This window comes from Yoonia sp. (assembly GCF_042093035.1).
In the GTDB taxonomy this organism is placed as follows: domain Bacteria; phylum Pseudomonadota; class Alphaproteobacteria; order Rhodobacterales; family Rhodobacteraceae; genus Yoonia.
The window spans coordinates 1-12302 of the sequence record NZ_JBELFI010000075.1; the positions used below are offsets into that span (position 1 = coordinate 1).

The following is a 12302-nucleotide window of genomic DNA, read 5'->3' on the forward strand; positions in this document are numbered from 1 at the left end:
GTAGTCATTTTCTTGGCGTTGGGTCCTTCCGTTGATTCCAACAGTACCAATGAGGACAGATTCCCCCTTCTTGGCAGCGTTTGTCGGGCAATAAAATCGACCAGTTCAGGGTCGTCTCCATCAAAGTAGTCGGACGTCAGCGCGCTAAAATCCCGCATACCCAGCGCGCGCAAGGCGCAAAGCCGCCAGTTTGCGCTGTCAAAAAGCGTCTTGTCGGTTTGCCCGTAGATGAAGGGGAACCGATAGCTGGCCCAATCTGCGGGCTTGCTCAGGCTGAGGCCCGGTGTGAAGCGCTGCGCAATCGTGCGGCCCCAATCGACTGTGCCCACGTTGGCCCGTTGCGCCGGAAAGGCGGGGGGTTCGGGCGCGTTTTCCGAGACAAAGTACCCTGAACGTCCGCGCGACATCAGATAGTCGTCAGCAACCAATTCGGTGTACGCCAATGTTACCGTAATTCTGCTGACCCCCAAATGCGCCGCCATCTTGCGCGACGAAGGCAATTTTTCGCCCGCGCGCAAGCGCCCCGCGAGTATCCCTTGCGCGACCATTTGCTGAACGCGCGCTTGCAGGGTGCCCTCTGCCGAAGGGTCGATAAAAAAGCTTTCGACGGAAATTGACATATACTGGCCTTATCTGAGGCTCCAGATTGGCCTTAAGGTCGTGAAGAAGCAAGAGAGCAACGCAGAAAGCCGCAGAGTTTCACAGTGCGACCGCCGGAAATTCCATGCGCCCCCGTTTCAAGGTTAGCCCTAAACGGAGAGGCCCTATGAAATTGCTACAGATTGCGTTCATTATTGTTATCGGAGCCACCAGTCTGGCGGCCTATGTGACGTCGCAAACCCTGCACGGCGCCGATGTTGTGGTGGAGCAGAGCCAAGGCCCTGCTCCGGTCACGTCTTAACCCAAGACGCGGGTTATGGCCGCGTCAACTGCTTCGGTCACTTGATTGAGATCGTCTTTGGTGGCAATCAAAGCTGGCGCGAACAACAATGTATTATTGTAGCCCGGCAAAGACCGGTTTGTCGCGCCAATGATGATCCCTTGTGCCATGCAGTCCGCGACGATTGCACCAACGCGCTTTTCGTCGACTGGCTCTTTGGTGGTGCGGTCCACGACCAATTCGGCGCCTGCAAAAAGCCCCATGCCGCGCACGTCGCCGATCCATTTGTGCTTTTCCATCATCACATTCAGGTTCTCTTTGAGGTGCGCACCCATTGCGACCGAATTGCCGCGCAGGTCTTCTTCTTCGATAATCTTCATGTTTTCGATCGCCGCCGCCGGCCCGGCAGTGCAGCCACCGAAAGTCGAGATATCTCGAAAGTAGCTCAAGTGATCGGTGTCGTCCTTGAACATGTCAAAGACGCGGTTCGTGGTCACACAGCAAGAAATCGCCGCGTATCCTGATGCCACGCCTTTTGCCATTGTCACGATGTCGGGTTGAACGCCAAACTGTTGATAGCCGAACCACGTGCCTGTCCGGCCAATGCCACAGACAACTTCGTCAATGTGCAACAGAATATCGTACTTCTTGCAGATTTCCTGAACGCGCTCCCAATAGCCCTTGGGTGGTATGATGATGCCGCCACCAGCGGTGATCGGCTCAAGGCAGAGCGCGCCAATGGTGTCGGCGCCTTCGGCCAAGATCACGTCCTCAATCGCCTGCGCGGCTTTTGCACCATATTCTTCGCCCAAAGAGCCATCTTGTGAGCGGTACTCCATGCAATGCGGCACGCGCACAAAGCCAGGAGCGAAGGGGCCGTATTGTGCGTTACGTTCGTCCTGACCACCGGCAGACATGGTGGCAATCGTGGAGCCGTGGTAGTCACGCTCGCGGTACAAGATCTTTTGCTTCTTGCCGCCATAATGCTTGTGGCTGATCTGGCGCACCATCTTGAAGGCTTTCTCGTTCGCCTCCGAGCCGGAGTTTGTGTAGTACACGCGGTCGAGACCGGGCATTTTCTCGATCAGCATTTCGGCGAATTGGGCGCCCGGAATGGTGCCCGCCGTGCCGCCAAAGAAGCACATCTTGGTCACGGCATCGGAAATCGCCTTGCCGATCCGCTCTCGACCGTAGCCGACGTTGACTGTCCAGACACCGCCGGAGACGGCATCAATATGCTCCTTACCCTTGATGTCCCATACACGTATGCCTTTGCCCTCGACGATGATGCGTGGATCGACGGTCTCATATGGTTTATGCTGGCTAAGATGGTGCCATACGTGAGCGCGGTCGGCTTCGACAACATGCGCAGGATCGTTTGCAAAAGAATGTGTATCCATGTCCGTTACTCCAGAAAGCGGTAAGGTTGTGCGCCGAATCCATTTGATTGGCTGCTCAATTTCTATGCTAGCTTGCCTTTTGTATAAGCGTTTCCGTTAGGGCCAGATGGGCAGCATAGTTATAACCAGATACATGGACAGCATGTCCCCTTCCCAACCAATCCCGACAATAAGCGCATGAATTATATGTAACAATATTCATAATGAAGTCGTGAGTGCCTGAGCATGTCCTCCAATGAGTGCGCATATCAATGATTGACGTGAAGTCACGAAATGCGTTGGCTGACGCTTGACTTGTCGCGTTTTGGCCAATGGCCGGATCGTGCGAGGCATAACCGGTTGGACAGAAATGCACTTGGCATACAAAGGCAATCATGTTCAGCTACCACATCTAAGATGCGAGTAACGCGTCAAGAAAGCCTCAGTTCTGCCAATGCGGGGCTGCAACACGGGAGAATATCGATGAAACTTAAGAATGCACTTATGGGTGCTGCAGCGAGCGTTGCACTGATGACAGGCGCATCGCAGGCGGTTGCTGATGCCGACGAGATCACTGTTGCTTACTTCCTTGAGTGGCCAATGCCATTCCAGTACGCGAAAGTGAACGGCACCTATGAAGAAGAAATGGGCGTCGCGATCAATTGGGTCAGCTTTGATTCAGGCACAGCGATGTCTGCGGCAATGGCGTCCGGCGACGTGCATATTTCTGTCAGCCAAGGCGTGCCGCCATTTGTTGTTGCAACATCTGCGGGCCAAGACTTGCAAATCCTTGATGTTGCGGTTTCCTATGCCGACAACGACAACTGCGTCGTCTCTTCTGGCCTTGAGATCGACAAAGACAGCGCCGACGAGCTTGCCGGCAAGAAAGTTGCCGTTCCGCTTGGTACGGCCGCACACTACGGCTTCCTGCGTCAGATGGACTACTTCGGGGTAGATCTTGCATCGCTCGACGTCGTTGATATGGCACCTGCCGAGGGCGCTGCCGCACTCGCCCAAGGTCAGGTCGATATGTCCTGCGGTTGGGGTGGCGCGCTGCGCCGCATGTTGGAGCATGGTAACGTGCTACTGACGGGTGCTGAAAAAGAAGAGCTGGGCATCCTGGTGTTTGACGTGACATCCGCACCTGCAGGTTTCGTTGCTGAGAACGGCGATTTGGTTGCGAAGTTCCTCGAAGTCACAGCGGATGCAAACGCGGCCTGGAACGATGGTTCCGGTGTTGCTGAAATGCTGCCTGTCATCGCGCAAGACGCTGGTATGGACGAAGAAGCGACGGCACAGACAATGGCGACATTTGTCTTCCCAGACGTTGATACGCAGTTGTCCGAAGCTTGGCTCGGCGGTGCGGCACCATCCTTCATGAAAGGCGTGGCTGACGTGTTCGTGGACTCCGGTTCTATCCCATCCTCGCTGGATAGCTACGAAGCGGCGGTTAACACTGGCCCCTTGATGGCTGTCAAAGGCATGTAGTCGGTCTTTTCTGGCGCGCGCCAAGCGCGCGCCAGTTTTTCTCCTGACAATCCTTGCCTGAGCCAAGCAAGGATTTTCAGGGGAAACAACGGGACACGCCATGTCAGGGTTACAATTAGAGAAACTGTCGATGCGGTTCGATCTGCCGAATGGGTCGTCTGTGCAAGCGCTTCATGATGTGTCGTTGGACCTGATGGCAGGAGAGTTGCTTTCGGTACTGGGGCCGTCGGGGTGTGGTAAAACGACACTGTTGAACATTGTTGCGGGCTTCTTGGCCCCGACGGAAGGCAAGATCATTCTCAACGGTCATCTGGTTAACGGTCCGGCTGCCGAACGGGGCATGGTTTTCCAGCAGGGTGCTTTGTTCGAGTGGATGAGCGTGCGCGAGAATGTGGGCTTCGGTCCGTCGATGAAGGGTATGCCGTCCAAGCAAAAGGCCGAGATCGTCGACCATTTGCTTGATGTGGTCGGTTTGCAGGACTTCAAGGAAAAGGCCGTCTATGAGCTTTCGGGCGGAATGCAGCAACGTGTCGCCTTGGCCCGCTGTTTGGCAAACGAACCTGATGTCATCTTGATGGATGAACCACTCGGCGCGCTCGACGCGCTGACCCGGGAAAAGATGCAGGGCCTCGTTTTGAAGCTTTGGAAAGAGACCGGCAAAACGATCATCCTTATCACGCACTCCGTTGAAGAGGCGCTATTGCTGGGAGAACGCTTGATTGTGATGGCGCCCCGTCCGGGCCGTATTCATAAAGAGTATCGCCTGCCATTCGCCGAAATGGGGGTTGGTCAGGACCTGCGTGAGGTTAAGAAACATCCCAAGTTTGGCGAAACCCGGGAAGAGATTCTCGGTATGATCTGGGATATGGAAGAGGAAATTATGGGTCGTACGGAGGACGCATCATGAGTATATTTGCAGATCTCTGGGGCGAGCTTCTCGCGGTGCTATCCACCTTACTTGCCGCAGCACCTTTTGTTGTGGGTTACGTGCTCATCATCCTTTTGATGATGGTCATTTGGAGTGGTATCAAACGGATGCTTACCCCCAAGAGCGACTACGGATCGTTGAAGACGGTGACGTTCGGCGACGAAAGTGCCGTCACTTCGAATACGGCGGCGTCTGTTGTCTCCATCGTGTTGATTTTTGTGCTTTGGGGCGCGTTTACGGGATCAAAGATCCTTCCCGGGTTCATGCACGCACCCGGCCCGTTTTCGGGGGAAGGCACGTTTGAGTACACGATCACGACACCATCAGGTGAGACTGACACGGCAACTGTGAGCGTGATTGTTCATCCAACCGGTGAGGAGGCTGATGCGCCAGACATTACGCCCGGTGATGGAATTGCCAAAAACGATGCAACGGCAATTGCGGTCTACAGAAGCGAATTGTTGCGTGTTGATCGCAACGACGAAATGGGCCGCGACGAGGAAACATTTGTCACCGCCGTGGACGGCCAAGCGATTGCGCCGGGTGGTTCTGTCGATGTTGCATTTGGCCGCGTGGCGATGTCGGACAAGGGCACGCTGAACATCATCCCCGACACGGGCATTCAGATGGAGCCAATCTGGCTGCCTTCACCAGAAGCGGTATGGAGCCGGTTGGGTGAAATCGCGACTGTCGGGTATCGTAACTCGACATTGGCAGAGCATCTTGGTTACTCGCTGTTCCGGGTGATTGTCGGTTTCTCCCTTGGTGCGCTGGTGGGTATCCCGTTGGGCTATGCCATGGGCTTGTCGAACTGGTTTCGTGGGTGGTTTGATCCGATTGTCGAATTCATGCGTCCGGTACCGCCGCTTGCCTTGATCCCGCTGGTGATTATCTGGGCTGGTATTGGTGAAGTGGGCAAGATCATCCTGCTCTTCCTTGCGGCCTTGTGGATCATGGCGATCGCGGCCCGATCTGGCGTGTCCGGTGTGCGGATATCCAAAGTCCATGCCGCCTATTCGCTAGGCGCGTCCAAGTGGCAGATCATGCGTCATGTCATCATACCCAACTCTCTGCCTGAGATATTCACAGGTGCGCGTGTTGCCATGGGGGTCTGTTGGGGTACCGTTGTTGCGGCTGAACTGGTTGCGGCTGAAAAAGGTGCTGGCATGATGATTATGGTGGCCTCGAAATTCCAGAGCACAGACATTGTCCTGATGGGTATCATCCTGATCGGCATCATCGGTTTCAGCATTGATATGCTGATGCGTCAGGCTGAAAAGTGGTTGGTGCCCTGGAAGGGCAAGGGTTGATTGCTGCCTGTTATTGAAAGTCCGAATGATAGGGGCGAGAGTTTTGTGCTCTCGCCCCTTTTAATTGTCGGCTCTCGCAATGCTCTCTGACACGGTTCTTGGCACGCTGGGCCTTCTTGGCGTTCTGGTTCTTCTGCTTTTTCGCAATCTTGGGCGGAAGGGAAAAGCGCGACTTGCCGAAGTCCCGCCGGAAAATGCGATTTTGGTAGATGGCTCGAACGTCATGCATTGGGGGGACGGCGCGTCGGTAAGGACGCTTTCTCGGGTGCTGCGCGACCTTGAGGCAAAGGGCTATGCGCCAATCGTGTTTTTCGATGCAAACGTGGGATATGTGCTGGATGATTGCTATTACAATGAGACGAGACTGGCACCGCTGATTGGCGTCCCGAGAGAGCATATATGTGTGGTTGACAAAGGTGTTGTCGCGGATGAAGCGATCCTGTCCTTTGCGACGGACTTTGGGCTGCGGGTTGTCACAAATGACCGGTATCGCGATTGGCGGGTGACGTTCCCGCACGCAGACCAGAAGGGCACCTTGATTGGAGGGACGTGGCGACAGGGCAGCGTTGTTTGGCGCGGAAAGCTATAGGACCAGATTATCGGTGTTGAGCCGATACGCTTTGCCAAAACCGCCGTTCAAATGCGCCTCTTGAATGTCCAGCCGGTACATCTGGAAGTCGCTGAAATCATAGTAAAGCTTGGCTTTCGGGATCGCGTTTAGCCAGGCAATCTTATGATCTGATTTGTCTATGAGTGCGGCTTCACATATCAAGGTCATCCGCGGATGGGTGAGGGGGTCGCCCTTGTCGGCGGGCTCTCCGATCAGGGCCGCGCAGTGGGGGTGCGATTGCAGCGCTTTGGTGTGCAACGACAACGTCGAGACCAGCGTGAGCAATTGTTCATCATGCCACATCATCGCGATCCGCGCCGCATAGGGCGTTTGTCTGTCGGGGTGGGTGACGGCAATTGCGCCGAACCGCAGGTCCGCCAGAAGCTTTTGCGCGATCTCGCGCGCATTTCGATCGGTCGGATTGATGGGGTCGCGTTTGGTCATCACGCCAGATTGTCGGCTGGACAACTACGGAACGCTTCGATGGCCGTTTCAATGCCGTCCAAGGAAAAGCCCACCGTCATGTCACCAAGGATCGCATAGGCGCGGGCATTGAATTCCAACCCGTCAAGCACATTGCTGAATCCGCGATCTTTGACCGTGAGGCTGCGCCCCTCATCGCTCAGCGTGAACCGGTCAGTTTGGATGTTGATGGGCCGATCAGAGGCGAAGGCCATGCCGAAGGTTGAACCGGTCGGCCATGTGTCATCGGCTAGGGTCACTGTGATGGCGTATTCGGCAATCTCAGGATCATAGGTAACGGTCATAGTGGCCTTCTCTGATCTGTCCGTCAGGGTGCAGATGGGGTTCGCCGAAAACTCCCACGCGGCGGCGGGGGTGGCGAGAAGGAGTAAGGCGAGAGCAATACGCATATACAAGATGTAGCTGGTCTTGTGGGCGTGGCAAGATGCGAAGGGCTATGAAAAATCGTTCAACAAGTATCGGCCAGATTGGATTTCGCTACATGAGGGCCGTGTTCCGCCAAGCGTGGTAAGCAACGCCTTCGCCAGCAAAGCCGGTGTCAGATTACATCGAGATTAATCCAAACTACTTGCGCTTCCCCCCATACCGCGATTTCCCGCCGCGCATTCCGCCTCTGCCGCCGGTGCTTCGTCCGCTTGCTTTCTGAGCGTCATCGACTGCTCTGTCCACCGCTTGTTGTCGTGCAAGCGGATCATCAGCCACCGTCAGTTCAACGGTTTCCAGCCGTTTGACCTCATCGCGCAACCTGGCGGCCTCTTCGAATTCGAGGTTTTCGGCTGCTTTGCGCATGTCTGTCCGCAACCCTTCCAGAACCGCAGCGAGGTTCGCGCCCGCCATTGGTTTATCGACCTTTGCCGTGACCCTGTTCATGTCCACGTCGCCTTTGTAGAGGCCCGCCAGAATATCTTCGACGTTCTTTTTGACCGTCTGGGGCGTGATCCCGTGCTCTTCGTTATAGGCCAGTTGCTTGACCCGGCGCCGTTCGGTTTCGCGCATCGCGCGGTCCATTGAGCCGGTGATCCTGTCGGCGTACATAATGACCCGCCCATCGGCGTTCCGCGCCGCCCTGCCGACGGTTTGCACCAGTGAGGTCTCCGAGCGCAGGAAGCCTTCCTTGTCGGCGTCGAGAATGGCAACCAACCCGCATTCGGGAATATCCAGACCTTCGCGCAGAAGGTTGATGCCGATCAGTACGTCGAATGCCCCCAGCCGCAGGTCGCGCAGGATTTCGATCCGTTCGATGGTATCGATGTCTGAGTGCATGTAGCGCACCTTGATGCCCTGTTCGTGCAGATATTCGGTCAGATCCTCTGCCATCCGTTTGGTCAGCGTTGTCACCAACGTCCGGTAGCCGTCGGCGGCCACCTTGCGAACTTCGTCCAGCAGGTCGTCAACTTGGGTGTCAACAGGGCGGATTTCAATTTCGGGGTCGATCAGGCCCGTCGGGCGGATGATTTGTTCCGTGAACACGCCGCCGGTCTGTTCCAACTCCCAGGCCGCAGGTGTGGCCGAGACGAAGACGGATTGCGGGCGCATGGCGTCCCATTCTTCGAACTTGAGCGGGCGGTTGTCCATGCATGATGGCAGCCTGAACCCGTGTTCGGCCAGTGTGAATTTCCGCCTGTAGTCGCCTTTATACATACCACCGATTTGCGGCACGGAGACATGGCTTTCGTCCGCGAAAACAATGGCATTGTCGGGAATGAATTCGAACAGCGTGGGCGGCGGTTCACCCGGAGCCCGCCCGGTCAGGTAACGTGAATAGTTTTCGATACCGTTGCAAACGCCGGTCGCCTCAAGCATCTCAAGATCAAAGTTGCAGCGCTGCTCAAGTCGTTGCGCTTCGAGCAGCTTGCCATCCGCAACCAGTTGGTCGAGCCGGATCCGCAGTTCTCTTTTGATCCCGATGATGGCCTGCTGCATCGTTGGCTTTGGAGTGACGTAGTGCGAATTCGCGTAGACGCGGACTTTCTCGAAGGTGTCTGTCTTGTCACCAGTGAGCGGATCGAACTCCGTGATGCTTTCCAGCTCTTCCCCAAAGAACGATAGTTTCCATGCACGATCATCAAGGTGGGCGGGCCAAATCTCCAAGCTGTCGCCGCGCACGCGGAAGGTGCCGCGCTGGAAGGCTTGGTCATTGCGCCTGTATTGCTGGGCGATGAGGTCTGCCATGATTTGGCGTTGGTCGTATTCGCGCCCGACATGAATATCCTGCGTCATCGCGCCATAAGTCTCAACCGAGCCAATACCATAAATGCAAGAAACCGACGCCACGATGATGACATCGTCCCGTTCCAGCAGCGCGCGCGTTGCAGAATGCCGCATCCGGTCGATCTGTTCGTTTATCTGGCTTTCTTTTTCGATGTAGGTGTCGGAGCGCGCGACATAGGCTTCGGGCTGGTAGTAATCGTAGTAGCTGACGAAGTATTCGACGGCGTTGTCCGGAAAAAACCCTTTGAATTCACCGTAAAGCTGAGCGGCCAGCGTCTTGTTTGGTGCGAGGATGATCGCGGGGCGTTGTGTTTCTTCAATCATCTTGGCCATCGTGAATGTTTTGCCTGTGCCGGTCGCCCCCAAGAGCACTTGATCGCGCTCTCCGCTCCGGATGCCTTCGGATAGCTCATCGATGGCTGTGGGTTGGTCGCCTGCGGGGGCAAATTCGGTCTTGAGCACGAATGCTTTGCCACCTTCCATCTTCTCGCGCGTTTTCACGTCCGGCGCGGGGTTGGAGAGGTATTGTTCGGGTTCAGGGGTGGCGGTGGCCATGACGATGTCCTTTACTTCACCGCTATAGTTGATCTGTTTGAAGGCGGGTTCAAGGGTGGCTGCTGACAGGATGTGTCAGCAGTATTGATCGGTTAATTGGCAAGACCGCCGCGTTGTCCTGTTGACCGCGCCTCATCATCCCTTAACATCGACCTTCACCGAGTATGAGAAGGCCGCATCTGATGTCGATTGATCCCGAAAAACTTGACCGTCTTGCCGAGGTCGCCGTGCGCACTGGCGTGAACCTTCAACCGGGACAAGATCTTGTGATTACTGCGCCCATGGCTGCGCTTGAGCTGGTCCGCCGCATCGCTATTCACGCCTACAAAGCCGGTGGCGGTATTGTTACGCCGTTCTTTACTGATGATGAGATCATCTTGGCCCGATATGCCCATGCGCCCGATGAAAGTTTTGATCGCGCCCCGAATTGGCTTTATGAAGGGATGGCAGCCGCCTTCAAGGGTGGTGCTGCGCGCATGGCGATCACGGGCGATGATCCGATGCTACTGGCCGAGCAGGACCCTGAGAAAGTGGCGCGCCTCAGCAAAGCGACGTCGATTGCGGCCAAGCCTGCGATGACGCCGATTGTTGGCTTTGAGGTCAATTGGAATATTGTGGCCTACCCCGGTGCGACTTGGGCCGCGCGCGTCTTTCCTGATTTGCCAATTGAGGAAGCGCAGGGCAGGTTGATGGATGCGATCTATGCCGCCTCGCGCTTGGAGGGCGACGACCCGGTTGCGAATTGGGAGGCCCACAGTCAGGCATTGCAAGAGCGTGTCGATTGGCTGAATGCGCATAATTTCAGTGCTTTGCATTACACAGGTCCGGGGACGGACCTGCATTTGGGGCTTGCGGATGGTCACATCTGGAAGGGCGGCGCATCGCCCGCTCTGAACGGTGTTGTCTGCCAACCCAATATTCCAACTGAGGAGGTTTTTACCTGCCCACATGCCTATAAGGTGGAAGGTACAGTTGCGGCGACAAAGCCGCTCGCGCATCAGGGGTCAGTGATTGAGAATATCACGGTGCGTTTTGAGGCGGGTCGGATTGTTGAAGCGACGGCAACGCAGGGGGAAAATGTGCTGAAGGCGCTTTTGAAAACCGATGATGGAGCCAGCCGGATTGGAGAGGTGGCGTTGGTGCCGCATTCCAGCCCGATCAGTCGGTCTGGAACGCTGTTTTACAACACGCTCTTTGACGAAAATGCGTCTTGCCATATCGCGCTGGGCCAGTGCTATGCGGACACGATAGAGGGTGGGTCAGAGTTTTCGCCCGAGGAGCTAAAGCAAAAGGGCGGCAACCAGAGCTTGATCCATGTGGATTGGATGATGGGATCGGATGCCGTGGATATTGATGGGATTACCAGGACTGGTAAGCGAATTCCAGTGATGCGTGGTGGTGAATGGGCCTGAGGAACGCTTGCTTTTGACGCGCGATTTGCACATATAGAAGCCAGCCAAGGGAGACCGGGAATGCGTGCACGAATCTATAAGCCAGCTAAGACTGCCATGTCGTCGGGTACGGCCAAAACCAAGCATTGGGTTTTGGAGCATGTCGCGGAAACGGCGCGCGAAGTTGATCCATTGATGGGGTGGACGTCGTCTTCGGACACGCAAGCGCAGGTGAAGCTGGATTTCGACAGCAAAGAAGCGGCTTTGGAGTATGCCAAAGAGCACGGAATTGATGCTGTTGTGCGCGAGCCCAAGCCGCGCAAAGCGAACATCCGTCCCGGCGGATATGGTGAGAACTTTGCCACTCACCGGCGTGGCGCCTGGACCCACTAGCTCCGTTTATTGATGTTTTGTAACTTGATGCGGCGCTTTCCGTAGCGCTGACCCGGCGCTTGTTAAGTGTGAGAACAAGTAGTGAACATAGAGCGTTATCATGGAAAATATAGCAAATTATATTGCGAAATCCGGTGGTTTGGTGCCTGTCTGCCCTATCGAAGTCCAGACGGTGCCAGATGATACTGACCGCATAGTAGATGCGGTAATGAAGGTGCATCCGCTGCGTTTTAGCCGTTATCAGCGGGCGGCAAGTATTTCAGCTTTGGGGCAAGAAACGGCACTGCCGGAGGCAGGATCGACAGCCACAACCCACATTTCGGGCTTCCAGGCTGGTGGCACCGAGACCTATCCGATGGTGGAATTGAAGATATCGATCGCGCGGGACCTTATTGCGCTTTCCGAAGTGATGGATGCGATGATTCATGCGCATCATTATGTGGAACCCACGATTTTTGTCCGGGAAGATTGGGCCAGCCGCGCTGCCTATTTCCCACAAAGCAGCAATCCAAACCGATAGTAGAATAACGGCAAAGGTTTCCAGACAAGATCGGGAATTGAGCGGTTTATCACTTGCCAAGCGGGCTATTGGCGCGCGATACCGACGATGTGCGGTCCGATAGCTCAACTGGATAGAGCAGCTGACTTCTAATCAGCAGGTTGAGGGTTCGAGT

At 55.7% G+C, this 12302-nt stretch carries 13 protein-coding genes; 8 read left to right on the forward strand and 5 right to left on the reverse strand.

All coding sequences use genetic code 11. From position 1 onward, the window contains the following. On the reverse strand, window positions 1–620 hold a 620-nt coding region (locus ACFDSS_RS10060), incomplete at its 3' end, for a GntR family transcriptional regulator (protein ID WP_375255616.1). 146 nt (window positions 621–766) lie between these two features. On the opposite strand from ACFDSS_RS10060, the gene ACFDSS_RS10065 reads away from it, so the two are divergent. Further along, complete coding sequence (locus ACFDSS_RS10065) at window positions 767–901, forward strand: hypothetical protein (protein WP_375255617.1); 135 nt, start codon at window positions 767–769, stop codon at window positions 899–901. On the opposite strand, the gene ACFDSS_RS10070 is transcribed toward ACFDSS_RS10065, so the two are convergent. Next, entirely contained in the window at window positions 898–2280 is a 1383-nt protein-coding gene (locus tag ACFDSS_RS10070; RefSeq protein WP_375255618.1) for an aspartate aminotransferase family protein, read from the reverse strand. The two genes, ACFDSS_RS10065 and ACFDSS_RS10070, sit on opposite strands and share 4 nt — an antisense overlap. A gap of 462 nt (window positions 2281–2742) precedes the next feature. On the opposite strand from ACFDSS_RS10070, the gene ACFDSS_RS10075 reads away from it, so the two are divergent. From ACFDSS_RS10075 to ACFDSS_RS10090, 4 genes are all read left to right on the forward strand, one after another. Then, entirely contained in the window at window positions 2743–3747 is a 1005-nt protein-coding gene (locus tag ACFDSS_RS10075; RefSeq protein WP_375255619.1) for an ABC transporter substrate-binding protein, read from the forward strand. Between the two features lie 100 nt (window positions 3748–3847). Beyond that, window positions 3848–4654, forward strand: a complete 807-nt coding sequence (locus ACFDSS_RS10080; RefSeq protein WP_375255620.1) for an ATP-binding cassette domain-containing protein — start codon at window positions 3848–3850, stop codon at window positions 4652–4654. Between the two features lie 98 nt (window positions 4655–4752). Beyond that, a complete protein-coding gene (locus tag ACFDSS_RS10085; protein WP_375255628.1) occupies window positions 4753–5985 on the forward strand; it encodes an ABC transporter permease subunit in 1233 nt (410 codons plus the stop codon). A 79-nt stretch (window positions 5986–6064) separates the two neighbouring features. Next, entirely contained in the window at window positions 6065–6574 is a 510-nt protein-coding gene (locus ACFDSS_RS10090; RefSeq protein ID WP_375255621.1) for a hypothetical protein, read from the forward strand. Here ACFDSS_RS10090 and ACFDSS_RS10095 read toward each other — a convergent pair. From ACFDSS_RS10095 to uvrB, 3 genes are all read right to left on the reverse strand, one after another. Further along, window positions 6569–7039, reverse strand: coding sequence for a pyridoxamine 5-phosphate oxidase (locus ACFDSS_RS10095; RefSeq protein ID WP_375255622.1), 471 nt, complete (start codon window positions 7037–7039; stop codon window positions 6569–6571). The two genes, ACFDSS_RS10090 and ACFDSS_RS10095, sit on opposite strands and share 6 nt — an antisense overlap. Then, window positions 7039–7467, reverse strand: a complete 429-nt coding sequence (locus tag ACFDSS_RS10100; protein ID WP_375255623.1) for an excinuclease ABC subunit B — start codon at window positions 7465–7467, stop codon at window positions 7039–7041. Before ACFDSS_RS10100 ends, ACFDSS_RS10095 begins: the two co-directional genes overlap by 1 nt. Window positions 7468–7642: 175 nt before the next feature. Then, window positions 7643–9844: an excinuclease ABC subunit UvrB gene (uvrB, locus tag ACFDSS_RS10105; RefSeq protein ID WP_375255624.1), complete on the reverse strand. Its 2202-nt coding sequence runs from the start codon at window positions 9842–9844 to the stop codon at window positions 7643–7645. A 182-nt stretch (window positions 9845–10026) separates the two neighbouring features. On the opposite strand from uvrB, the gene ACFDSS_RS10110 reads away from it, so the two are divergent. The 3 genes from ACFDSS_RS10110 (at window position 10027) to ACFDSS_RS10120 (ending at window position 12148) form a co-directional block, all read left to right on the forward strand. After that, window positions 10027–11256, forward strand: a complete 1230-nt coding sequence (locus tag ACFDSS_RS10110; protein WP_375255625.1) for an aminopeptidase — start codon at window positions 10027–10029, stop codon at window positions 11254–11256. A gap of 60 nt (window positions 11257–11316) precedes the next feature. After that, window positions 11317–11628, forward strand: a complete 312-nt coding sequence (locus ACFDSS_RS10115) for an ETC complex I subunit (protein ID WP_375255626.1) — start codon at window positions 11317–11319, stop codon at window positions 11626–11628. A gap of 100 nt (window positions 11629–11728) precedes the next feature. Then, window positions 11729–12148 carry a hypothetical protein gene (locus ACFDSS_RS10120; RefSeq protein WP_375255627.1) on the forward strand — a complete coding sequence of 140 codons (420 nt, stop codon included), beginning with the start codon at window positions 11729–11731 and terminating at the stop codon, window positions 12146–12148. Window positions 12149–12302 lie beyond the last annotated feature (154 nt).